Origin of the sequence: Metapseudomonas resinovorans (genome assembly GCF_002003485.1) — a bacterium.
Classification (GTDB): domain Bacteria; phylum Pseudomonadota; class Gammaproteobacteria; order Pseudomonadales; family Pseudomonadaceae; genus Metapseudomonas; species Metapseudomonas resinovorans_D.
In genome coordinates this window covers 25,659-47,890 of record NZ_BDMA01000089.1, presented here as the reverse complement: position 1 = coordinate 47,890, position 22,232 = coordinate 25,659, and the positions used below count along the sequence as shown (strand labels likewise).

The window sequence follows — 22,232 nt, the reverse complement described above, 5'->3', positions numbered from 1 at the left end:
GCGTCAGGACACGCCGTTGAGTGCTGCCGCTTCAGGCGATACAGCCGAATGAACGACCGGCGCGGCGGAAAATTGCAGGCAGGCGTCGGCGACCGGGCCCTTGCGCAGCAGCTTCACATCGCTGAAGTAGTCCATGGACATCACCCAGGGCATGCCCGGTCCCTGACGTGGCAGGTTGGCCAGCACGCGCTGCACGTAACCGGCACCGAAATCCAGCAGCGGCCGGGTCGGCATGCGAGCCGGGGCCTGGGCTTCGCACACCTCCACACCGCGCTCATCCATGTAGCCCAGCAGCCGGCAAAAGTGCTCGCAAAGCAGGCTCACCTTGAGGGTCCACGAGGCATTGGTGTACCCCACCGCAAAGGCAAAGTTGGGGATGCCGGAGAGCATCATGCCCTTGTAGGCGACCGTCTCGCTCCAGGCGACGGGCTGGCCATCGCGGGACAGTTGCACGCCACCGAATACCTGCACGTTGAGCCCAGTCGCGGTGATGACGATATCCGCCTCAAGCACGGTGCCGGACTTCAGGCGCACGCCCTGCTCGGTGAAAGTCTCGATGTGGTCGGTGACGATGGACGCCTTGCCGCTGCGCAGTGCCTTGAACAGGTCGCTGTCAGGCACCACGCACAGGCGCTGGTCCCAGGGGTTGTAGGGCGGATTGAAGTGCACGTCCACCGGATAGTCCTTCGGTAACGCACGCTTATTGACGAAGCGGATGATGCGCCGCGCGGCATTGGGGAAGCGCTGGCAGAAGCGCCACATAGCCAGTGCCACCTTGGCGTTCTTGTAGCGCACGATGGAATAGGCCATCTGCTCCGGGAGCAGCTTGCGCAGCAGCAGCGCGATGGGGTCCTTCGCCGGCAGCGGGATCACATAACTGGGCGTGCGTTGCAGCATGGTCACGTGGGCGGCCTTGTCGGCCATCGCCGGCACCAGCGTCACGGCGGTAGCACCGCTGCCGATCACCACGACGCGCTTGCCGCTGTAGTCCAGGTCTTCCGGCCAGTGCTGCGGGTGAATCAGTAGCCCGCGGAATCGCTCGGCGCCCTCGAAGGCAGGCGCGAAGCCCTGGTCGTAGCGGTAGTAGCCACCCGCCGAGAACAACCAGCGGCTGCGCACAATGCTGCGCTGGCCCGTGGCGACGTCCTCCACCAGCACTTCCCAGCAGCCTTGCTCGCTGCGCCAGTCGGCCGATATCGCCTTTTGGCCGAAGCGGATGTTCTGCTCGATGCGGTGCTCCGCCACGGTTTCGCGTAGGTAGCTCATGATCGCGCTGGCGTCGGCAATCGCCTTCTCGTCCTTCCAGGGCTTGAACTCGAAACCGAAGGTGTAGAGATCGGAGTCGGAACGGATGCCGGGATAGCGGAACAGGTCCCAGGTGCCTCCCAGGTCGTTGCGTGCCTCAAGTATCTGGAAGCGTTTGGTGGGTTGATCCCGCTTCAGGTAACAGGCGGCGCCGATACCGGACAGGCCGGCACCGACGATCAGCACATCGAGCAGTTCCTGCGAGGGGTTCGATTGGGCGGTCATGGCGGTTCCTTGTGCTTGTTGTCGGGACCACGCGTGGCAATGCCATGCTTGAGGCTAGAGCCGGACTATCGTTCCAACAAGCACCGGTCGGCACCATCCAAAAGCATGGAATCGCGCCGGTCGACCACCCACGAGACCGTTACTGGACAGCAGGCGTCTTCGCCGGTGCACAAACAGTCGGTGCCGGCGACACGAATTCGATGCCGGTCAACCATTCGCTGGCAAGGATTGACGAGAACATGCCGGACACCGGTTCAGAGCACGGATCGATGGCGAGATGCAGGCGCCAGGAGCTGCCTTCGGCCGATTTCGACTGGAGGGTCCAGGCGACGCCGGGCAGGCACTGGCTGATGATCTGTTCGATGGCTGCGGCAGCCAGGGGGCGGGTGGAAATCATGACAGTCAGGCTCATGGCAGGCTCCGGGCATGGAAATCGGGGCCTGGGGCCGCCGTCACAGGACGGGCGGCCCAGGCGGTTGGCTGGCGACTGGGGGTATCAGGCAACGACCGGGATCATCGGATCGGCGGCGGCCAGCGCGGTGGCGCGATCAGCTGCCGGCGGGTAGATCCACACGGAGTTGATCTGTTGCTTGATGGACTTGCCTTCCTGGCGTTCGAACTTGATCTGGCGATCCCAGCCTTCGGTGAACACGGCACCCCAGGCGCCGAGGTCCAGGCAGGTGACGTACTTGGGCTGGCTGTAGGGGATCGACGTCACGCCCAGTAGGCTGGCGGCCACGTTGTTGCCGGCGGAGCGTCCCAGGGCGATGGCGTGCTGGCAGGACATCAGCGCATGGTTGCCCTGGTCATCACATGCCGCGCGGGCGACGTCGCCGGTGGCGAACACACCGTCATGTCCGTGTACCTGCAGGTTGGCGTCGACGTGCAGACGACCCTGGCCATCGCGTTCGGCCGGAACCTGCTCGGTCAGCGAGCTGGCACGCACGCCAACAGTCCAGATAACCGTGTCCGCCTCGATGCGTTCACCACTGAACAAGGTCACACCGGCGGCGTCCACCGACGCCACACCACTGTTCAGGCGCCACTCGATACCCAGCTCAGTGGACGCCTCGACGATGGCCCCACGCGGACCTTCGCCCAGGGCGGCACCGATCTCAGTGCCACGGTCGACGACGATCACGCGTACATCGGCATCCTGACCCAGTACCGCACGCAGGCGGGCCGGCATTTCGGCGGCGGTCTCGATCCCGGTGAAGCCACCACCGGCGACAACCACGGTGTTGCGGCGGGTGGAAGCGGGACGCTCGGCCAGGGACTGGATATGACGATCCAGGCGCACAGCCTCCTCCAGCTGGTCTACATCGAAGGCATGTTCGACACCAGCCATAGTCGGGCGTACCACCTGGCTGCCAGTGGCCAGAACCAGGCGGTCGTAGCTCAGCTCGGCGAACTGGCCATCGCCACCGTGATAGCCCACGCGCTTGCCCTCGACATCGATGCGCTCGGCGAAGCCCTTGACGAAGGTCACGCCCACCGCGTCGAACAGATCGCCTAGCGGAGCCACCATCTTGTGCACTTCGGGCTCGTAGAAGCGCGGACGTACGCGCAGCTCGGCCTGGGGTGCGAGCACCACCACTTCGACGTCATTACGGCCATGCTGGTCCAGCAGGCGAGTTGCACTCAGGGCGCTCCACATGCCACCGAAGCCGGCGCCGACGATCAGGATGCGTTGTTTCATGGGTTCTCTCCACAAGGCGAAAAGTGAGGTTGTTCCGGGCGGATGCGCCCGACATCTACATGCCGGGCTGTGAGGTCACTGCCCCTAACCACACCGGATAACTACGACTGTATTTGTCGTAGTTATTTTCAGCAAGTATTTTTTCTTGCCGGGCCCTGCCGCTCGTCGCCATTATTCCCTCCAGGCCGCGACAAATATGGGCGTTAACGCTTCAATCCGCTAGCATTGAGGCGTCTGAAGTGAAGGAAGGCTTCCCTTGTGGAGCTGGAAACACAAGAAACGTAATAGAGAAGGTCGCCACAATGGCGACAATATAAGTCGGAGTTAACGATGGCTTTGTACAGTGCGGGCGTGGAGTACGGCATCCATTGCCTCCTCTACCTGGCAGACGAGAAAGGCGACGGCCGCGAAGCCAGCGTGCGCACCCTGGCCGAATTGCAGGGCGTGCCGCCGGAACTGCTGGCCAAGGTCTTCACTCGCCTCGCGCGGGCGGGCCTGGTTGCGGCGACGGAAGGCGTGCGCGGCGGCTTCCGCCTGGCGCGGCCGGCGGACCAGATCAGCGTGCTGGATATCGTTCGCGCGATCGATGGCGATAAACAGATATTCGAATGCCGCGGCGTGCGCGAGCGCTGCGCGATCTTTGGAAGTGAGTGCCCGGCGCCGAACTGGGCCGTCGCCGACCCCTGCTCCATCCACGCCGTGATGCAGCAGGCGCAGCAACGCATGGAAGAAGCCCTCGCCCAGCAGACCATTCTCGACCTGGTGCGCCGCGTCGCACGCAAGGCCCCGCCCGAGTTTGGCGAACAGATACTCCGCTGGATGAACGAGCGCCACGACGGAAAGGTGGAAATCGGGCCGCTTTGAGGCCGCCCGACGGAATCAATCCAATAGCGCGCTGGAGCAGATCGTAGGATGGGTAGAGGAACGAAACCCATCGCCTGGGAACGGAACCCCGCTGCGTTGGGCTTCGCTGCGCTCTGCCCAACCTACGGAAGGGCCCAATCATGATCGGCGCAAACACTGTAGGGGCGAATTCATTCGCCAAGGGCTGCGCAGCGGCCCCCTTCAATTCCCTGGGGCAGACCTTCGGCCTGCTTGGCGATTGAAATCGCCCCTACAGCGCAGTGTCCCCCAACATCAGTGCTGCTTGCGTTTGCGGAACTCAGCCACCTTATGCCGGTTACCGCACAGAGCCATGCTGCACCAGCGGCGGCGATGGGACTTGGTGCGGTCGTAGAACCAGAGCACGCAGTCCGGGTGCTCGCACTCGCGCACCAGGTTGAAGTCGCCTCCCACCAGCAGTTCCGCCGCCGCTTCGGCCAGGGGCGCCAGGTACTGCTCGGCAGTCGCCGTTGCCCACACCTTCTCCAGTCGCGGTTCTCCGCTTGCCGACCAGTTCAGCTGCGGATGACTGGGGGTCGCCAGAAACCGATTGAGCACGTCCGGCGAACCCTGGCCGCCCACCTTGCGCTGCTCCACCAGTCCGCGTACCGCCTCGCGCAGCGTCAGGGCCGCCTTCAGCAATTCGCCCCTGGCGAAGCGCACCTCTGGAAGGTCCCAGCCAGTACGCGCCAGCCAGGCCTGGACATCCTCATCGCTGTGCCAGAACTCCAGGGGGGCGCCATCCACTGCGGCCAGGGTGTTGAGCATGTCCAGCACGGGGTGGTCAGCCAATACGAAGGGTTCGAGGGGCGGCGAGGAAGCGGCGGTGGCCATGGTGACGCTCCGGAAAGGTGAATGGCGAGAGAGTAACCCCATAAAACACAAATGAACAGTTACGACGAATGGCGCAAGTAACCGTTATTTTTGCCATTGACAGGTTACTTTACAGAGCCATACTCAGCCCCCAGCAGTAACCCTCAATGTCTACTTTACAAGTTACGGAGTGATCGCCATGACCTCGCCCATCGTGCATACCCCGGTTCGCCACCAGTTCGTCGAAGCAGACGGTGTTCGCGTCTTCTACCGTGAAGCCGGAGACCCAGCCGCGCCCACGCTGCTGTTGGTGCACGGCTATCCCAGCTCGTCACACCAGTTCCGTGACCTGATCCCCCTGTTGGCCGACAAGTTCCACATCGTCGCGCCGGACCTGCCAGGGTTTGGTTTCACCGAAGTCCCCGCCGAGCGTGAATACCGCTACAGCTTCGATGCCTTGGCCGTAACCCTCGGGGCCTTCGTCGAGAAGCTGGAGCTCAAGCGCTACGCCCTCTATGTGTTCGACTACGGCGCACCCACCGGCCTGCGCCTGGCGCTGGCCCATCCGGAGCGGATCACGGGGCTGGTTTCGCAGAATGGCAATGCCTACCTGGAGGGCCTGGGCGATGCCTGGGAGCCGATCCGCGCCTACTGGGCCGAGCCTGGCAACCCAGAACGTCGCAAGGTGGTGCACGATGCCGTCCTGCACCTGGACGGCACGCGCTGGCAGTACCTGCACGGCGTGAAGGACCTGACGCTGGTGGCCCCCGAGTCGTACTACCTGGATGCGCTGCTGCTGGAACGCCCGGGCAACAAGGACATCCAGCTCGACCTGTTCCTCGACTACGCCAACAACCTGAAGCTCTATCCAGCGTTCCAGGCTTTCTTCCGCGATACCCACCTGCCGACGCTGGTGATCTGGGGTGAGCACGATCCGTTCTTCATCCCGCCGGGTGCAGAGGCCTTCAAGCGCGATAACCCCAATGCAGTGGTGGAGCTGCTGGATACCGGGCATTTCGCCCTGGAAACCCATGCCGGCCATATCGCCCAGCGGATTCGTGAGGTGTTGGGGGAAATCGCCGCCTGAGCTGATCTTCTGTAGGGGCGAATTCATTCGCCAAGGGTTGCGCAGCAGCCCTGTTGGAGGCCGAGGGGCAGACCTTCGGCCTGCTTGGCGATTGAAATCGCCCCTACAACAGGTGCCCCCTGGTAAGACATTCGTAGTGGTTGATCTTCTAGACGATCAGTCTAAAATCCCCTCCCCATGACCGATGCCACTCCCAAACCCCGTCGCGGCCGCCCGCCCAAGGTCGACCGCGACTTCGACGACACCCGTGCCGCGCTGATTCGCTGCGGCATGGAGATCCTTACCGAGCAGGGTTTCATGTCCACTGGCATCGATGCCGTGCTCAAGCGCGTTGGCGTGCCGAAGGGCTCCTTCTATCACTACTTCGACAGCAAGGAAGCCTTCGGGCAGGCGGTGCTGGAGAGCTATGCCCGCTACTTCGCCCACAAGCTCGACCGCTACCTGTTGCAAGAGGACGTGTCGCCGCTGCAACGCCTCGTCAATTTCGTCGAGGACGCCAAGGCCGGCATGCTCCGCCACCAGTTCTGCCGGGGCTGCCTGGTGGGCAACCTGGGCCAGGAAGTGGCCATCCTGCCGGAGGGTTTCCGCCTGGAGCTGGAGTCCATCCTGTGCAGTTGGCAGGACCGCCTGGCCGCATGCCTGCGCGAAGCCTGCACTGCCGGCGAGCTGTCGACGAAGGCGGATTGCGATGGACTGGCGGCGTTCTTCTGGATCGGCTGGGAAGGCGCCGTATTGCGTGCCCGGCTGACGCGGGACAACGTTCCGCTGGATGTTTTCTTCAACGGATTCCTGGCCGGATTGCCGCGCTAACCCATCAGGGAGCGCGGTTTTTTGGGCCTATTTATAGACGACTGGTCTAATTGGAGGTGCAAGCATGTTCAACGCAGTCCTGATCGAGAAAGACGAGGCCGGATACCGCGCTCGCAATACCCAGATTGACGAAGCACAGCTGCCGGAAGGCGATGTCACGGTGCGCGTGGCCTATAGCACGCTGAACTACAAGGACGGCCTGGCCATTACCGGCAAGAGTCCAGTGGTGCGGCAGTTCCCCATGGTGCCGGGCATTGACCTGGCCGGCACGGTGGAATCCAGCAGCCACCCGGACTACAAGGCGGGCGACGCGGTCCTGCTCAATGGCTGGGGCGTGGGTGAGACCCATTGGGGTGGACTGGCCCAGAAGGCTCGCCTGAACGGCGACTGGCTGATCCCGCTGCCCGCCGCCTTCAGCCCTCGCCAGGCCATGGCCATCGGCACCGCCGGCTACACCGCCATGCTTTGTTTGCTTGCCCTGGAACGACATGGTTTGAAGCCTGGCCAGGGCGACGTACTGGTCACCGGCGCCAACGGCGGCGTCGGCAGCTTCGCCATCGCCCTGCTCGCCCGCCTGGGCTACCGCGTTGTCGCAGCCACCGGGCGTACCAGTGAAGCGGATTACCTGAAGGGACTGGGCGCCGCCGAGATCATCGACCGCAGCGAGCTTTCCGAACCGGGCCGCCCGCTGGCCAAGGAACGTTGGGTCGCTGCCATCGACTCGGTGGGCAGCCATACCCTGGCCAACGTCTGCGCCGGCCTGCGCGCCGATGGTGCCGTTGCTGCTTGCGGCCTGGCCCAGGGCATGGACTTCCCCGCCAGCGTGGCACCTTTCATCCTGCGCGGCGTGAGCCTGCTGGGGATCAACAGCGTTACCCGCCCGCGCGCCGAGCGCATCGAAGCCTGGGACCGCCTGGCACGGGATCTGGATATCGCTCAACTGGACGCCATTACCCGCGAGATCGGCCTGGGCGATGCCATTGCCGTGGCCGGTGACCTGCTGGACGGCAAGGTACGCGGCCGCGTGGTGGTGAACGTCAACGCGTGATGCCACGGGCTTCGCAGGTTGGCGCCAAGCCTGCGAAGCCGCAATCCGAGCGGGTTGTTGGGCCTCGTTGCACTCAGCGCCACGTTCACGGAAAAACGTACTGCGTCGGGCGGTTCGGCGGCCCGTCTGGCATTCGGGTAAGATGCGCGCCGTTTTCGAATAGCGGAGTGGACAGTGTCGAGTACTGAGGTGGTGATCATTGGCGCCGGCGCAGCCGGACTGATGTGTGCGATAACGGCGGCCGGGCGTGGACGTCGTGTGCGCGTGGTCGACCATGCGAACAAGGCCGGGAAGAAAATCCTCATGTCCGGCGGCGGTCGCTGCAACTTCACCAACATGTACACCGAGCCGGCCAACTTCCTCTCGCGCAACCCGCACTTCTGCAAGTCAGCACTGGCCCGTTACACCCAGTGGGACTTCATCGGCCTGGTGGCCAAGCACGAAGTGCCGTACCACGAGAAGAAACTCGGCCAGCTGTTCTGCGACAGAAAGTCCAGTGACATCCTCAACATGCTGCTGAGCGAATGCGACGACGCTGGCGTGGAGATCATGCTGGAGACCTCGATCATCGAGATCGCCCGTCACGACAGCGGCTATCAGTTGCAGACCAGCGCCGGGATGATGCACTGCGAATCGCTGGTGATCGCCAGTGGCGGCCTGTCGATCCCGACGCTGGGTGCCACCGGTTTCGGCTACCAGGTGGCTCGCCAGTTCGGCCACGAAGTGCTGCCGACCCGCGCTGGACTTGTGCCCTTCACCATCACCGACCAGTTGAAGGACCTGTGCACCGAGCTCTCCGGCACTTCGGTGGATTGCCGCGTCAGCTGCAACGGCCAGGTCTTCCGCGAGAACCTGTTGTTCACCCACCGTGGCCTCAGCGGCCCGGCCATGCTGCAGATTTCCTCCTACTGGCATCCGGGCGACACCCTGGAAATCGACCTGCTGCCCGATCACGACGCCAACGAATGGTTGGCGCAGCAGCAGCGGGAACGCCCCAACAGCGAACTCAAGACCCTGCTCGCCGAGCTGTTCACCAAGAAGCTCGCCGGCCTGCTCGCCGATCTGTGGTTCGAGTCCAAGCCGATGAAGCAGTACACCCCGTCCGAACTGTCGGCGATTTCCGAGCAATTGTCCGCTTGGCAACTGACCCCGTCCGGCACCGAGGGCTATCGCACCGCCGAAGTGACCCTGGGCGGCGTGAGCACCGACGAAGTGTCGTCGAAAACCCTGGAATCACAGCGCTCGCCGGGGCTGTATTTCGTCGGCGAAGTGCTGGATGTGACCGGCCACCTCGGCGGTTTCAACTTCCAGTGGGCCTGGGCATCCGGCTACGCCGCCGGCCAATACGCCTGAGCCGGTCTTCCGCTCAGGCGCCCTGTTCCAGTAATCCTGCCATCCGTTGCGCCAGCCCTCGCTGCCCGGCGAGGCGCTGGACGATCCGTTCGACGATCTCGACCCGCGCCGCCGCACCCGCCCGCATCTCACCCATGGCATGCAGGGCGGCGGCGGACTTCTCCAGACCCGCGCGGGTCGAACCGCTGACATGCTCCATGCCTGCCCTCGCCTCCTCGGCGGCCTTTTGCAGGCCCTCGGCGATCAAGCGGATCTGCCCACTGGATTCATTGGCGCGCAGCGACAGGTTGCGCACCTCGTCCGCCACCACGGCGAAGCCGCGCCCGTGGCTGCCAGCCCGCGCCGCCTCGATGGCGGCATTGAGCGCCAGCAAGTTGGTCTGTTTTGCGATGTCCTGGATGCTGCCGACGATGGCGCCGATGCGCATGGACTGACTGCCCAGCTCGTTGAACACCTGGCCGATATGCGCCATGTAGGCGTCCAGCTCACCGATGGCGCCGGCCGTGGCCTGCATGCTCTCCGCGCCCAGCTGGACCTTCTCCCCGGCCGCGCGCGCCAGCGAGTTGGCGTACTGCATGTCCGCCTCGCAATGGACGATGGCATCGAGCAACTCGCTCAAGGGCGCTTGCAGGTGGGCATTGGACGGGATGGGCACCGACTGCGGCTCGGCAGCGGCGATCACCTGGATGGCTGGCTCGACCGGTACTTCCACGCGCACTTCGACCACTACCGGAGGCTGGAGGTGGTACAGCAGACCGGCGGCAACCATGGCGATCAGCGCCACGGCCATCAGCCATCCGCTGGCGAGCAGGAAGGCGACCAGAGTGATCACGCCGCCACTGCCAAGCAGCAGTGTGGCGAGGGGTTTGCGGGGCATGAAGAAAGCTCCTTCTACATCGCGGGATACAAGGTCCTGTAGGGGCGAATTCATTCGCCAAGGGCAGCGCAGCTGCCCCATCTGGGCCTGAACGTGACGGGCCTCCGGCCCGCTTGGCGATTGAAATCGCCCCTACAGGTAAAGCAGGCCCTGCCCATGCCAGGCAGCGGCACTCGACCTCAGAACAGCGTCCAGGTGTAACTCAGGATCAACCGGTTCTCGTCGATGTCGGTGCGGTAGTTCGAGCGCGCCGTGACATTGCGCACGCGCACACCCAGTCCCTTGAGGGCGCCGCTCTGGAACGCGTAGCTGATGTCCAGGTCGCGCTCGCGGTCCTTGCCTTCGAAGCCTTGGCCGGTATCCACGTTGTCGCCGGTGATGTAGCGGGTACTGGCCACCAGGCCGGGGATGCCGAGTGCGGCAAAGTCGTAGTCGTAACGCGCCTGCCAGGAGCGCTCGTCGGCGAAGGCGAACTCGTAGGTGGGCACTTCGTTACCCAGCGGGCTGACGTTGGCGAATACACGCGGGAAGGAACTGTCGCCATACATGGCCTGGTAGCCGATGTAGAAGGTATGCCCGCCACGCTTGGCCGACAGCAGCGAGAAGAAGGCCTGGTTGTCGATCTCGCCGATGAGCTTCTTGCCGTCCTCGCTGGAGTCGAAGTAGCCGATGTTGGCGCCCAGCACCCAATTGCCCACTGGTTCGCTGTGCTTGAGACCGAAGAAGCGCTGGTCGTAGATGTCTTCCAGCTGCGCATACCAGGCGCTGAGCGTGGTGCGGTTCGAATTGAAGGCGTAATCGGCGCCGGCGTAGTTGAACGCGTCGCTGGAGGCTTGGCGCTGCGGCACGTGGCCGAGCATGGCCTGCATCTTGTCGTCTCCGGCCTCGTTGCGCAGGCTGGTGCTGGTGAGGTGGCCGCCCTGCACGGTCAGGCCGGCGATCTCGTTGGAGGTGATGCTGGCGCCCTGGTAGCTGGGCGGCAGCAGGCGGATATCACTGAACACCAGCACCGGCAGGTTGGGTTGCAACTCGCCGACTTTCAGCTCGGTCTTTGAGAAGCGCATCTTTCCAGCCACGCCCAGGCGGCTGTAATCGTCGGTAGCCCTGCCATCTTCCTTCACAGGCAGCAGGCCGGTGTTGACCCGGTCGGGGCTGCTGTCGAGCTTGATGCCGAGGGTGCCGATGGCGTCGAGGCCGAAGCCCACCGGGCCGGGCGTATAGCCGGACTTGAAGTTGAGGATGAAGCCCTGGGCCCATTCTTCGGCCTTGGACTGCTTGTTGGCGCCAACGATGTCGGAATAGTCACGGCTGAAGTAGTAGTTGCGCGCCTGCAAGGTCGCGGTGGAGTCCTCGATGAAACCGGACTCAGCGGCCTGGGCGAAGCCAGCGCTTACGCCGGCGCAAAGCATTACGGAAAGCTTGCTCGTGGTGTTGGTCATTTCGTCGCTCTTGTTTTTATTGGGACAAAACTTCCCCGCGACCCTCTTTCGGGGCCATGCACGCAAGTCGGGGAAGGTGTGGCGATGGCTGCGGACAGCTCCCGCAGTGGTTCCATCACCGGGTCAGGTCAGGGATTGGGTTCGAGCACCTCCTCCCGTTCCGGTTGAACTTTGGGTGCACGACGCGCCGTCAGCAGCAGATGGGCGAAGATGCCGAAAATCAGCCCCCAGAACGCCGCCGACAGACCGAGGAAGGACATCCCCGACGCAGTGACCAGGAAGGTGATCAGGGCCGCCTCGCGGTCCTCGGGCACAGCCATGGAACCGGCCAGCGCACCAGCAATGGCGCCGAACAGCGCCAGGCCCGCCAGTGCCGCGATCAGTTCCTTGGGCAGTGCGGTGAAGATCGATACCAGGGTTGCGCCGAAGATGCCCAGCAACAGGTAGAACACCCCACCCACCACCCCGGAAACGTAGCGCCGGGCCGGGTCTTCGTGGGCCTCCCGGCCGGTACAGATGGCCGCGGTGATGGCGGCGAGCGTCAGGCCGTGGCAACCGAAAGGCGCCAGCAGAAGGCTGCCCAGTCCGCTGGCGGAGATGATCGGGCTTGCCGGGGTCGGGTAACCGGCATTGCGCAGCACGGCCACGCCGGGCACGAACTGGCCGGTGAGCGCCACCATCACCAGCGGCAAAGCGATGTTGAACAGCCCGTGCCAGCTGAATGCCGGCGTCACCCATTCCGGGGTGGCGAAGCCGATCACCAGGGCCGCAGTGTTGAGCTGGCCGCTACCGGCGGCGATGCTGCAACCCACCAGCAGCACGGCCATCACCGCGTATCGCGGCGACAGGCGCCGCACCAGCAGATAGGTGATGAACATCGCCATCACCATCAGCGGTTCGTCCTTGAGGGAGGTGAACAGTCGGGTGCCGAAGCTGAACAGGATGCCCGCCAGCATCGCCGCCGAGATGGCTGCCGGCAGCTTGCCGACGATGCGGTCGAAGGCGCCGGACAGGCCCACCAGCAGGATGATGGTGTTGGCCATCACATAAGCCCCCACCGCCTCACCGGCGCTGATGCCCGGCAACATCGACACCAGCAGTGCCGAGCCCGGCGCCGACCAGGCAATGATCACCGGCACCCGGTAGCGCAGGCTGAGGACAATCCCCAGCACCCCGCTACCGATGGAGATCGCCCACACCCAGGAGGACAGCAACTCGGCCGGCATGCCGCCGCTCTCGGCCGCCTGGAACACGATCACCAGGGGGCCGGCGTAGGAAATCATGGTGGCGATGAATCCCGCCACCACCGCGGACAATGAACAGTCCTTGAACAAGGTGCGCATGCTGCCTCCCGGCCAGTGGTGCGACGCGTGGTCAGTCTCAGCCCTGTGCTGCCGTCGCCAGCGGTGCAGCGCGGGTTTGCTGCAGGTGGACGAAGCACATGGCCAGGGCGGCAATGGCGCCGGGGATGGCGAAGGCCATGAAGTTCAGTTGCAGCGGCAGGTTGATGCCCAGCAGCGCGCCACCCAGCAGCGGGCCGACGATGGCGCCGTTGCGACCGATGCCCGAAGCCCAGCCGAGGCCGGTGGAACGAATCGCCAGGCCATAGAACTGCGCGGCGGTGGCATACAGCAGGATCTGCGTGCCGATAGTGGTGGCGCCGGCGATGCCGATCAGCAGGTAGAGCACCGGAGTCGGGCTCTTGAAGCCCAGCAGGCTGATGGAGATGGCCGCGACGATGAAGAAGGCCGCGACCACTTTCGGCAGGTTGAAACGGTCACCCAGGAAGCCGCCCGCAATGGCGCCGAACATGCCGCCGAAGTTCAGGGCGAGCAGGAACGACAGGCTGGAACCCAGGCTGTAGCCGGCGTTGGCCATCAGCTTCGGCAGCCAGGAGCTCAGGGCATAGACCATCAGCAGGCAGCAGAAGAACGCCACCCAGATCATCACGGTGCGCAGCGCACGGCCTTCGCGGAACAGTTCCAGCACCGGGGCGCCCTGCTTCTTCGCTTCGGTGAGTTCCAGGTGATCGTCGTCACGCAGTTCCAGTTCCGGGTTGACGCGTTTGAGGATCGCGCGGGCCTGCTCGACACGTCCCTGGCGCAGCAGGAAGCCGACCGATTCCGGCAGGTACCAGAGGATCAGCGGCAGCATCAGCAGCGGCACGGCGGCCGCGAAGAACATGGCCTCCCAGCCGAAGCGCGGCAGCATGTAGATACCCACGCCGGCAGACAGCATGCCGCCCAGGGAGTAGCCGCTGAACATGATGGCGACCAGGGTGCTGCGCAGTTTCTTCGGCGCGTACTCGTTCATCAGCGCCACCACGTTGGGCATCAGCCCGCCGATGCCCAGGCCCGCCATGAAGCGGCAGATGCCGAACTCGGTGGGGGTGCTGGTGAAGCCGTTGAGGACGGTGAAACCGGAGAAGAGCACGAAGCAGATGGCGATGCCCTTCTTGCGGCCGATCTTGTCGGCCAGGGGGCCGAAGAACAGCGCACCGAACATCATCCCGAACAGCGCGTAGCTGCCCAGGGCACCGGCTTCCAGCGGGGTCAGGCCCCATTCCTTCATCAATACCGGCAGGACCACGCCGTAAATGAACAGGTCATAGCCGTCGAAGATGAGCAGGAGTGCGCACCAGCACATCACCATCCAGTGGAAGGGCGTGAAGCGCGCGTTATCGATGATCTCGTGTACGTCGAGTTTTCGCATGGCATCTGTCTCTTTTGTTTTTGTTGTGTAGAAACCGCAGGGACGGGCGCGTGACGGTGCCCGGCCGGTAGATACGTTTGTGCGGGCCTGATGGGTTTCGCTCCGCTCTACCCATCCTACAAATGCCCATTACCGCGGAAGATCACGTCGTAGGATGGGTAGAGCCTGCGAAACCCATTACCACGGTGTTTTCAGCCCTGGTCACCTCCGCCCACCGGCAGGGTTACGCCGGTGATGTAGGAGGCATCATCGGAGGCCAGGAAGAGGATCGCCCCGACCTGCTCGTCGATGGTCCCGTAGCGTTTCATCAGGCTGCTGTCGATCGTCTGGTCGACGATCTGCTGGTACCAGACCTTTTCCTGTTCGCTCTGCTGCGCCGTATTGCGCGGAATCCGGCGTGGCGGCGCTTCGGTGCCGCCCGGTGCGGTGGCGTTGACGCGAATGCCACGCTCGGCGTTCTCGAAGGCGAGGCAAGCAGTCAGCGCGTTCACGCCACCCTTGGCGGCCCCGTAAGGCACGCGGTTAACGCCGCGAGTGGCAATGGACGAGACGTTGACGATGGCGCCCGCGCCCTGCTCCAGCATGTAGGGCAGCGCGGCATGGCAGCACCAGAGGGTGGGGAACAGCGAGCGGCGCACTTCGGCCTCGATCTCGTGTTCCTGGTAGTACTCGTAGGGCTTGGCCCAGATGGTCCCGCCCACGTTGTTGATCAGGATGTCCAGGCGACCGAAGCGCTCCACGGCGGCGGCAGCCACGCGGTGGCACTCGGCGAACTGTTCGAGGTCGGCGGTCAGGGCCAGCATCGATGCGCCGGAACCCAATTCGTCCTGTAGCTCGAAGACCAGCTCGGAGCGGTCCACGGCAACGACGTGCGCGCCCTCCTCCACCAACCGCTCGACCACGCGGCGGCCGATACCCTGCGCCGCGCCGGTGACCAGCGCGACCTTGTCTTGGAATCTCTTGTACATGGCAGCCTCTTCAGATGGCGAGTCGCGCGGGATCAGGCCGCGCTGGCGGCGAACTTCTCGTAGTAGAAGTTCGCGGGCGAGATGCCCTGCTCGCGGATGTACTGGCTGACCGCCTCGACCATGGGCGGCGGGCCGCACAGGTAGACATCCACGTCGCCGTCGTTCAGGTGCTTCGGCGCGATGTGCTGGGTCACGTAGCCCTTCTGCGGGTAGCTGCTTTCCGGGTTGGCCACGCAGGCGCTGTAGGTGAAGTTGGGGATGCGCGCGGCGAAGGCTTCCAGCTTGTCCATCTCCACCAGGTCATGGTCGTGGGTCACGCCATAGATCAGGTGAAGCGAGTGCTCGCTGCCCTCTTCCGCGATTTTTTCCAGCATCGCGGTGAAGGGCGCCAGGCCCGTGCCACCGGCCAGCAGCAACAGCGGACGACGGATGTCACGCAGGTAGAAGCTGCCCAGCGGGCCAGCCAGGGACATGCTGTCGCCAGCCTTGGCAAGCCCCGTGAGGAAGCTGCTCATCAGACCGCCGGGGACGTTGCGGATCAGGAAGCTGACTTCTCCGTCCTTCTGCAGGGAGCTGAAGGAGTAAGCGCGGGTCTGCTCGCTGCCCGGCACTTTGAGGTTGACGTACTGGCCCGGCAGGAAGGCCAGCTTGCTCAGGGACTCGCCCTTGATGGACAGCGCGATGGTGCTGTCGGATAGCTGGCGCACCGCACTGATGCTGGCCTCGAAACTGGCCTGCTGGGTCTTGCAGACGTCTGAGGACGCCGGCACGCGCACCACGCAATCGCTCTCGGCGCGCATCTGGCAGGTGAGCACATAACCCTCGGCGGCTTCGACTTCGCTCAGTGCGTCTTCGATGTAGTCCTGGCCCAGGTCGTAGCGGCCGGCTTCGGCGAAGCACTTGCAGGTACCGCAGGCGCCGTCGCGGCAGTCCAGCGGGATGTTGATGCCCTGGCGATAGGCGGCGTCAGCCACGGTTTCGCTGGGGGTGGCGTCGATGAAACGGGTAACGCCGTCTTCGAAAGTCAGTGCGATCTTGTGAGTCATGGCAGGCACCCTAGATGTGGTAGACGTCGATGACCTGACGTACGTAATCGTTTTTCAAGACCACCTTCTTCGCCTTGATCAGCGGGCTCTCACCGCGCACGTCGAGGGTGTAGAAGCTGGTGCCGAAGTAGCTGTCCACGGTCTTGTAGCGGAAGCTCAGGGTGTGCCAGTTGAAGCGCACCTTGCACTGCCCGTCGGCCACTTCGAGGATCTCGATGTTGCTGATGTTGTGGGAGGTGCGGGTGTCCGGCATGGTCGCGCTGGAACGGTCGGTCTTGATGCGGAAGACGCGGTCTTCCAGGCCACCACGGGTGCCGTACCAGATCAGCGAGATTTCGGTCTGCGGGTCTTCGGTCAGCTCGTCGCGATCGTCCCAGGACGGCATCCAGAAGCTGGCGTCAGCCGCGTACAGCTCCAGCCAGTTGTCCCAGTCCTTGTCATCCAGGTAACGCGCTTCGCGGTAGAGGAAGTCGCGCACGGCGTCGTAAGAGATGCTCATTGCACGGCCTCCACGGGGATCAGTTGCTGTTCGGCCGCGGCGGCCTTGAGCATGGTCTCCTGCCAGTACTTGTGTTGCAGCACGAACAGGCCTTCATCTTCGGTGCGCACGCCGGAGAGCAGCGGGTGCAGGTCGATTTCCTGGGCGGCAGCGTCAGCGCCTTCGACCCAGTGCTCGGCCCCGCGGGACATGTCGTTCCAGCCACGGCTGCCCTGGTAGCCCAGCTGGCAGGAGCGGAATTCTTCCAGGTCGTCCGGAGTGGCCATGCCGCTGACGTTGAAGAAGTCTTCGTACTGGCGGATGCGCTTGGCGCGGGCGTCCGCGCTCTCGCCTTTCGGCGCGATGCAGTAGATGGTGATTTCGGTCTGGTTGACGGAGATCGGCCGGGCGATGCGGATCTGCGAGCTGAACTGGTCCATCAGGTAGACGTTCGGGTACAGGCAGAGGTTGCGCGAGTTCTCGATCATCCAGTCAGCACGGGCCTTGCCGAAGTCCTGGGCGAGCTCGTCGCGGCGCTCGTAGAGCGGACGGTCTTCCGGGTTGGCCCAACGGGTCCAGAGCAGCAGGTGACCGTGATCGAAGGAGTAGAAGCCACCGCCGTTCTTGGCCCAGCTGCCGGCGCTCATGGTCTTGATCTCTTCACCCGCTTCGCGCTGCTTGCGCTGGTTCTGGGTGGCGGCGTAGTTCCAGTGCACGGAGCTCACGTGGTAGCCGTCGGCGCCGTTCTCGGCGGTCAGCTTCCAGTTGCCTTCGTAGATGTAGCTGGAGGAACCGCGCAGGACTTCCAGACCCTCGGGGGACTGGTCGACGATCATGTCGATGATCTTGGCGGACTCGCCCAGGTGCTCGACCAGGGGCTTCACGTCGGCATTCAGGCTGCCGAAGAGGAAGCCGCGATAGGACTCGAAGCGAGCCACTTTCGTCAGGTCGTGGGAGCCTTCGCAGTTGAAGCTGGACGGATAGCCGGCTTCAGCCGGGTCCTTCACCTTCAGCAGCTTGCCGGAGTTGTTGAAGGTCCAGCCGTGGAACGGGCAGGTATAGGAGGAACGGTTGCCGCTCTTGTGTCGGCACAGCTGCGCGCCACGATGGCTGCAAGCGTTCAGGAAAGCGTTGAGTACCCCGTCCTTGTTGCGCGCGATGAAGATCGGCTGGCGCCCCATGTTGAGGGTGAGGTAGTCGTTCTTCTCGGGAATCTGGCTCTCGTGGGCGAGATAGATCCAGTTGCCTTCGAAGATGTGCTTCATCTCGAGCTCGAACAGGCGCGGGTCGGTGAACATCTCCCGCTTGCAGCGGTAGACGCCCTTCTCTTTGTCATCCTCAAGCAGCGAGTGCAGGAAATCGAATCCCAGGGACATGGCCAGGGCCTCCGTTGTTATTGTTCAGGCCAGGTCAGGTTAGGGATGCGGGGCAAACGGCAATATCCGCTTTGTGCAGATCGCTATCCGTTTTTTGCAGAGAGGTGGGAGCTGTAACAAATCACTGGGGGCGGAAAACACCTTGTAGGGGCGAATTCATTCGCCAAGGGCGGCGGAGCTGCCCCCTTCAAGGCCGATGGGCAGACCTGCGGTCTGCTTGGCGAATGAATTCGCCCCTACAGTGAAAGAGCGATGAATTGGCGTTACAGCCCGCGCCGCTTCAAGGTGTCCGACGGCAGCTCGCCAAACAGCCCCTTGTAGCTTTCGGAGAAGCGACCCAGGTGCAGGAAGCCGTAGTCCAGCGCCAACTCGGTGACGTTGCGGACGTTGCAGCTGGGGTCGGCCAGGCAGGCGCGGATGCGTTCCAGCTTCTTCTGGCGGATGTAGTGCTTGGGCGTGGTGCCCAGGTGGCGCTCGAACAGCGCATAGAGGGAGCGCAGGCTCATGCTGGCCTGGCGAGCCAGGAATTCGCTGCTGATGTCCTGCTTCAGGTTGTGTTCGATGTAGGCCAGGATGCGATCGAACGAAGCCTCCTGGCAGCCCAGGCTTTCGCGGCTGACGTTGGTCTTCATCAGGCTGAGCATCTTGCTCGCCACGATCTGCGCGTAATGCTCCTGCACCCTCGGCAGCTGGTCGCTGGCTTCAGCCTCTTGGCAGACCATCGCCAGCAGGTTGACGAAGCCTTCCAGTTCACCGAGTTGATAGTTGTTCTGCAGGAAGCGCACGCCGGGACTCGGCCGTTGCCAGCGCTGCTCATCGCAGACGCCTTCCAGCAGGCTGGTGGGCATCTTCAGGATGAATTTCTCGCAGTCATCCGAGTAAGTCAGGTCCACCGGGTCGTCAGGGTTGATCAGCAAGAGCTCGCCCGGTGCCAGGTAGTGCTCCTGCTTGTGGCCGCGCCACAGGCAATGGCCGCTGAGGAGAATCTGCAGGTGATAGATGGTTTCCAGCGCCGGTGAGGTGACACGCACGGCACCGCCATAGCTGATGCGGCAGAGATCGAGGTTGGCGAACTTGCGGTGATTGAGGCTGGCCTCGGGATGGCCTGCGGCGGGCAGGCGAATGCAGTGCGACCCGACATGCTGGTTCACATATCCGGACACGGCATAGGGGTCCGCACGCTCGAACACCTTACTGCGTTCACTCAGCAGGCGACTATCCATCACAGGCACTCTTTCTCGTTGTTGTAAGTCGCGGGCGTCATGCCGGTTGGCAAGCGCCCGCGATCATCATTACGCGATTCTATGTGAGCCTTTTCCTACATGCAGTGGCCAGGGATAAACGGTTGTAAGTAAGTGCGACCGGTTGTAACAACCGATCGCGAGCCGACTCAGGTCGCGTCGGCGTGACTTACCAGCCCCTTGATGATCACCGCTGTAGTAGCGATGGCGGCAGGCACCACCAACGCGGTCAGCACTTGTTCGAAATTCCAGCCCAGGCCCAACAGGGTCGCACCGATCCAGGCACCCAGGATGGCGCCGAAGCGGCCGATGCCGAGCATCCAGGACACGCCGGTGGCGCGGCCCTGGGTCGGGTAGAAGCGCGCCGCCAGGGACGGCATGGCCGATTGGGCACCGTTGACGCACATGCCGGCCAGCAGGACCAGGGTGGCCAGCAGGGTCACTTCACCCAGGCTCTGGCCGACAAAATAGGCGAAGACACCGGCCATCAGGTAGAACGCGCCGATGACCTTGTGCGGGTTGAAGCGGTCCATGGCCCAGCCCACGCCGACAGCGCTGAGCACACCGCCGAACTGGAACAGCGCGCCGATGAACGCGGCCTGCTCCATGCTCGCGCCGCTGTCGCGCATCAGGGTGGGTAGCCAGCTGGTGAGCAGGTAGACGATCACCAGGCCCATGAAATAGGTCAGCCAGAGCAACAGGGTGCCGGCGCTGTAGGTGCCGGAGAAGATCACCTGGAAGACGTTGCGGCTCTGCACGGTCTTCTGTTCAGGCACGCTGAAGCCGCTGGCGGTCGCCACTTCAGCAGGCGCTATGGGTGCCAGCGCCTTGCGGACCTTGTCCGCGCCCTTGTTGCGCACCACCAGGAAGCGCGCCGACTCCGGCAGCCAGATCAGCAACACCACGGCGAGCACCAGCGGCAGGATGCCGCCGAGGAGCAGCAGGCTGTGCCAGCCGAAGGCCGGGATCATCGAGGCGGAAACGAAGCCACCGGAGGCCATGCCGAGGTTGAAGCCGCAGAACATGCTGGTGACCAGCAGCGACTTGAGGCGCTCGGGGGTGTATTCGGACAGCAGCGTCGTGGCGTTGGGCATGGCGGCGCCCAGGCCGAGGCCGGTAAGGAAGCGGAGAATCAGCAGTTGTTCGAGGTTGGCGCTGAAGGCGGAGATCAGGCTGAACAGCCCGAACAGAAACACCGCTGTTACCAGCACCACCTTGCGCCCGAATCGGTCGGCCATGGGACCGGAACCGAGGGCGCCGAAGACCATGCCGATGAGCGCGGCGCTCATCACCGGGCCGAGGCTGGCACGGTCGATGCCCCAGTCCTGGGTCAGCGCCGGGGCGATGAAGCCCATGGCGGCGGTATCCAGGCCGTCGAGGAACACGATGAGGAAACACAGCAACACGACGCGCCATTGATAGGCGGATAGCGGCTGGGCGTTGATGAAGGATTGAACGTCGAGCGTGCCCGTGGCGGGCAGGTGGGCTGGGCTGGTCATGCAAGTATTCCTGCGATTGGCCCTCCTCCGCATGCGGGCCGTTCTATGCGGCCTCTGACGGGGAAGACTCGGACTGGACAGGAATGAGGGCGTGCCCGGTGCTTCTGGTGTCACCGGATCGGACTCTCATTGTTGTTATTGGCCGCGCTGGCTGGTGGCGCGGCTGTGCAGACCATACGAAGAGCAGGCGGGTGGTTCAATTCGATAATCGGCAAAGCGTTCGGTATTCGAACAATGATTGGTCAGGGCGATAGATTCCCTGTAGGGGCGAATTCATTCGCCAAGCAGGCCGAAGGTCTGCCCTGCTATCAGGGGGCAGCTTCGCTGCCCTTGGCGAATGAATTCGCCCCTACAGAAGTCCCTGACGACTGAACACTCAATGGAACAACCGCGTACTCAGATCCTTGCTCGCCTCGATCAACGCCGGGAGGAATCGGGTTTCCAGTTCCTGGCGGCTGACGCGACCAACGTGGGTGCCGACGTTCAGTGCAGCGAGCACCTGGCCGGCGGAATCGCGTACCGGAACCGCCACCGAGCGCAGGCCCATTTCCAGTTCCTGGTCGATGATCACCCAGCCCTGGCGGCGGATTTCCGCGATGCTGGCGCGCAGCCCGTCGACGGTGTGCACGGTGCGGCTGGTCTTGACCTGCAAGTCGGCGTGTTCGAGGTAGTCGTCCAGCGCGGCGTCATCCAGGGCGGCCAGGAGAATGCGGCCCATGGACGTGCAATAGGCCGGCAGGCGGCTGCCGACACTCAGGTCCACCGAGATCAACCGGTTGGGCGTGGCCGAACGGGCGATGTAGAGAATCTCATCGCCTTCCAGGGTGGCCATGGAGCAGGCCTCGTGGAGCTGGTCGCTGAGGCGGTCGAGGATCGGCTGGGCGGTGACCGCCAGCGGCGTCGACGACAGGTAGGCGTGGCCGAGGGTCAGGACTTTCGGCAGCAGCGAGTAGGTGCGCCCGTCAGTCGTGACGTAGCCCAGCTTCATCAGGGTGTGCAGGCAGCGACGCACAGCGGCGCGGGGAATCTCGGTGCGATGGCTGATCTGGGCGATGGTCAGGTGGCGCTTGCGCTCCTGGAACGCATGGATCACCGCCAGGCCGCGAGCCAGTGAGGTCATGAAGTTGGGATCACCGGTGAAGGCTTCGATGCGCTTGGCCGGCGAGGCGATGATCGGGGGAGCCAGGGGCGGCAGAGGGGCACGCAGTTCTTCGGTCATTCTTGTTGTCCTTGGTGGATCGCGGTCACGACAAGTCGGCCGATTATCGAACCAAAGTTCGATAATCGCAATTGACCCTGATGCGTTCGACTCTTACTTTTGCCGCCGCCAACCAGCGCCCCGGTTTGATCAGGTACCTCGGCGCCCGGCATCGT

Annotated in this window: 20 protein-coding genes; 5 read left to right on the top strand and 15 right to left on the bottom strand. The window is 63.9% G+C overall.

Annotated elements, in window-relative coordinates; all coding sequences use genetic code 11:
* Positions 1–3: 3 nt before the first annotated feature.
* From MnOB_RS25090 to MnOB_RS25080, 3 genes are all read right to left on the bottom strand, one after another.
* Positions 4–1,530 carry a flavin-containing monooxygenase gene (locus MnOB_RS25090; protein ID WP_077527255.1) on the bottom strand — a complete coding sequence of 509 codons (1,527 nt, stop codon included), beginning with the start codon at positions 1,528–1,530 and terminating at the stop codon, positions 4–6.
* 139 nt (positions 1,531–1,669) lie between these two features.
* Positions 1,670–1,942 carry a hypothetical protein gene (locus tag MnOB_RS25085; RefSeq protein ID WP_077527254.1) on the bottom strand — a complete coding sequence of 91 codons (273 nt, stop codon included), beginning with the start codon at positions 1,940–1,942 and terminating at the stop codon, positions 1,670–1,672.
* An 84-nt stretch (positions 1,943–2,026) separates the two neighbouring features.
* A complete protein-coding gene (locus tag MnOB_RS25080) occupies positions 2,027–3,229 on the bottom strand; it encodes an NAD(P)/FAD-dependent oxidoreductase (protein WP_077527253.1) in 1,203 nt (400 codons plus the stop codon).
* Positions 3,230–3,559: 330 nt separating this feature from the next.
* On the opposite strand from MnOB_RS25080, the gene MnOB_RS25075 reads away from it, so the two are divergent.
* Complete coding sequence (locus MnOB_RS25075) at positions 3,560–4,093, top strand: RrF2 family transcriptional regulator (protein ID WP_077527252.1); 534 nt, start codon at positions 3,560–3,562, stop codon at positions 4,091–4,093.
* A gap of 273 nt (positions 4,094–4,366) precedes the next feature.
* On the opposite strand, the gene MnOB_RS25070 is transcribed toward MnOB_RS25075, so the two are convergent.
* The gene (locus MnOB_RS25070) at positions 4,367–4,945 is read right to left on the bottom strand and encodes a CGNR zinc finger domain-containing protein (RefSeq protein WP_077527251.1); all 579 of its coding nucleotides are present in this window, start codon (positions 4,943–4,945) and stop codon (positions 4,367–4,369) included.
* A gap of 178 nt (positions 4,946–5,123) precedes the next feature.
* On the opposite strand from MnOB_RS25070, the gene MnOB_RS25065 reads away from it, so the two are divergent.
* From MnOB_RS25065 to MnOB_RS25050, 4 genes are all read left to right on the top strand, one after another.
* Positions 5,124–6,011: an alpha/beta fold hydrolase gene (locus MnOB_RS25065; RefSeq protein ID WP_077527250.1), complete on the top strand. Its 888-nt coding sequence runs from the start codon at positions 5,124–5,126 to the stop codon at positions 6,009–6,011.
* 177 nt (positions 6,012–6,188) lie between these two features.
* Positions 6,189–6,821, top strand: coding sequence for an acrylate utilization transcriptional regulator AcuR (gene acuR, locus MnOB_RS25060; protein ID WP_077527249.1), 633 nt, complete (start codon positions 6,189–6,191; stop codon positions 6,819–6,821).
* Between the two features lie 64 nt (positions 6,822–6,885).
* Complete coding sequence (gene acuI, locus MnOB_RS25055; RefSeq protein WP_077527248.1) at positions 6,886–7,869, top strand: acrylyl-CoA reductase (NADPH); 984 nt, start codon at positions 6,886–6,888, stop codon at positions 7,867–7,869.
* A 174-nt stretch (positions 7,870–8,043) separates the two neighbouring features.
* Positions 8,044–9,222, top strand: a complete 1,179-nt coding sequence (locus tag MnOB_RS25050; protein ID WP_077527247.1) for a BaiN/RdsA family NAD(P)/FAD-dependent oxidoreductase — start codon at positions 8,044–8,046, stop codon at positions 9,220–9,222.
* A gap of 13 nt (positions 9,223–9,235) precedes the next feature.
* Here MnOB_RS25050 and MnOB_RS29850 read toward each other — a convergent pair whose 3' ends face one another.
* The 11 genes from MnOB_RS29850 to MnOB_RS24995 all read right to left on the bottom strand — a co-directional run bounded on the left by MnOB_RS29850 (position 9,236) and on the right by MnOB_RS24995 (position 22,077).
* The gene (locus tag MnOB_RS29850; protein WP_077527246.1) at positions 9,236–10,099 is read right to left on the bottom strand and encodes a methyl-accepting chemotaxis protein; all 864 of its coding nucleotides are present in this window, start codon (positions 10,097–10,099) and stop codon (positions 9,236–9,238) included.
* Between the two features lie 179 nt (positions 10,100–10,278).
* Positions 10,279–11,538: an OprD family porin gene (locus tag MnOB_RS25040; protein WP_077527245.1), complete on the bottom strand. Its 1,260-nt coding sequence runs from the start codon at positions 11,536–11,538 to the stop codon at positions 10,279–10,281.
* Between the two features lie 128 nt (positions 11,539–11,666).
* Positions 11,667–12,881 carry a benzoate/H(+) symporter BenE family transporter gene (locus MnOB_RS25035; RefSeq protein ID WP_077527244.1) on the bottom strand — a complete coding sequence of 405 codons (1,215 nt, stop codon included), beginning with the start codon at positions 12,879–12,881 and terminating at the stop codon, positions 11,667–11,669.
* Positions 12,882–12,918: 37 nt separating this feature from the next.
* Positions 12,919–14,250, bottom strand: a complete 1,332-nt coding sequence (locus MnOB_RS25030) for an MFS transporter (RefSeq protein WP_077527243.1) — start codon at positions 14,248–14,250, stop codon at positions 12,919–12,921.
* Between the two features lie 191 nt (positions 14,251–14,441).
* Positions 14,442–15,218, bottom strand: a complete 777-nt coding sequence (locus MnOB_RS25025; protein WP_077527242.1) for a 1,6-dihydroxycyclohexa-2,4-diene-1-carboxylate dehydrogenase — start codon at positions 15,216–15,218, stop codon at positions 14,442–14,444.
* Positions 15,219–15,250: 32 nt separating this feature from the next.
* Positions 15,251–16,264, bottom strand: a complete 1,014-nt coding sequence (benC, locus tag MnOB_RS25020; RefSeq protein WP_077527241.1) for a benzoate 1,2-dioxygenase electron transfer component BenC — start codon at positions 16,262–16,264, stop codon at positions 15,251–15,253.
* Between the two features lie 10 nt (positions 16,265–16,274).
* On the bottom strand, positions 16,275–16,763 hold the full coding sequence (gene benB, locus MnOB_RS25015) for a benzoate 1,2-dioxygenase small subunit (protein ID WP_077527240.1): 489 nt from the start codon (positions 16,761–16,763) through the stop codon (positions 16,275–16,277).
* Complete coding sequence (benA, locus tag MnOB_RS25010) at positions 16,760–18,118, bottom strand: benzoate 1,2-dioxygenase large subunit (RefSeq protein ID WP_077527239.1); 1,359 nt, start codon at positions 18,116–18,118, stop codon at positions 16,760–16,762. Before benA ends, benB begins: the two co-directional genes overlap by 4 nt.
* 263 nt (positions 18,119–18,381) lie before the next feature.
* Positions 18,382–19,344, bottom strand: a complete 963-nt coding sequence (locus MnOB_RS25005; protein WP_077527238.1) for an AraC family transcriptional regulator — start codon at positions 19,342–19,344, stop codon at positions 18,382–18,384.
* A 164-nt stretch (positions 19,345–19,508) separates the two neighbouring features.
* The gene (pcaK, locus tag MnOB_RS25000) at positions 19,509–20,858 is read right to left on the bottom strand and encodes a 4-hydroxybenzoate transporter PcaK (RefSeq protein ID WP_077527237.1); all 1,350 of its coding nucleotides are present in this window, start codon (positions 20,856–20,858) and stop codon (positions 19,509–19,511) included.
* Between the two features lie 376 nt (positions 20,859–21,234).
* Entirely contained in the window at positions 21,235–22,077 is an 843-nt protein-coding gene (locus MnOB_RS24995; RefSeq protein ID WP_077527236.1) for an IclR family transcriptional regulator domain-containing protein, read from the bottom strand.
* Positions 22,078–22,232: the final 155 nt, after the last annotated feature.

Bases quoted from the DNA above. Each gene is read 5' to 3' on its own strand.
- MnOB_RS25090 (WP_077527255.1), bottom strand. From the start codon at position 1,530: ATGACCGCCCAATCGAACCCCTCGCAGGAACTGCTCGATGTGCTGATC.
- MnOB_RS25085 (WP_077527254.1), bottom strand. From the start codon at position 1,942: ATGAGCCTGACTGTCATGATTTCCACCCGCCCCCTGGCTGCCGCAGCC.
- MnOB_RS25080 (WP_077527253.1), bottom strand. From the start codon at position 3,229: ATGAAACAACGCATCCTGATCGTCGGCGCCGGCTTCGGTGGCATGTGG.
- MnOB_RS25075 (WP_077527252.1), top strand. From the start codon at position 3,560: ATGGCTTTGTACAGTGCGGGCGTGGAGTACGGCATCCATTGCCTCCTC.
- MnOB_RS25070 (WP_077527251.1), bottom strand. From the start codon at position 4,945: ATGGCCACCGCCGCTTCCTCGCCGCCCCTCGAACCCTTCGTATTGGCT.
- MnOB_RS25065 (WP_077527250.1), top strand. From the start codon at position 5,124: ATGACCTCGCCCATCGTGCATACCCCGGTTCGCCACCAGTTCGTCGAA.
- acuR (WP_077527249.1), top strand. From the start codon at position 6,189: ATGACCGATGCCACTCCCAAACCCCGTCGCGGCCGCCCGCCCAAGGTC.
- acuI (WP_077527248.1), top strand. From the start codon at position 6,886: ATGTTCAACGCAGTCCTGATCGAGAAAGACGAGGCCGGATACCGCGCT.
- MnOB_RS29850 (WP_077527246.1), bottom strand. From the start codon at position 10,099: ATGCCCCGCAAACCCCTCGCCACACTGCTGCTTGGCAGTGGCGGCGTG.
- MnOB_RS25040 (WP_077527245.1), bottom strand. From the start codon at position 11,538: ATGACCAACACCACGAGCAAGCTTTCCGTAATGCTTTGCGCCGGCGTA.
- MnOB_RS25035 (WP_077527244.1), bottom strand. From the start codon at position 12,881: ATGCGCACCTTGTTCAAGGACTGTTCATTGTCCGCGGTGGTGGCGGGA.
- MnOB_RS25030 (WP_077527243.1), bottom strand. From the start codon at position 14,250: ATGCGAAAACTCGACGTACACGAGATCATCGATAACGCGCGCTTCACG.
- MnOB_RS25025 (WP_077527242.1), bottom strand. From the start codon at position 15,218: ATGTACAAGAGATTCCAAGACAAGGTCGCGCTGGTCACCGGCGCGGCG.
- benC (WP_077527241.1), bottom strand. From the start codon at position 16,264: ATGACTCACAAGATCGCACTGACTTTCGAAGACGGCGTTACCCGTTTC.
- benB (WP_077527240.1), bottom strand. From the start codon at position 16,763: ATGAGCATCTCTTACGACGCCGTGCGCGACTTCCTCTACCGCGAAGCG.
- benA (WP_077527239.1), bottom strand. From the start codon at position 18,118: ATGTCCCTGGGATTCGATTTCCTGCACTCGCTGCTTGAGGATGACAAA.
- pcaK (WP_077527237.1), bottom strand. From the start codon at position 20,858: ATGACCAGCCCAGCCCACCTGCCCGCCACGGGCACGCTCGACGTTCAA.
- MnOB_RS24995 (WP_077527236.1), bottom strand. From the start codon at position 22,077: ATGACCGAAGAACTGCGTGCCCCTCTGCCGCCCCTGGCTCCCCCGATC.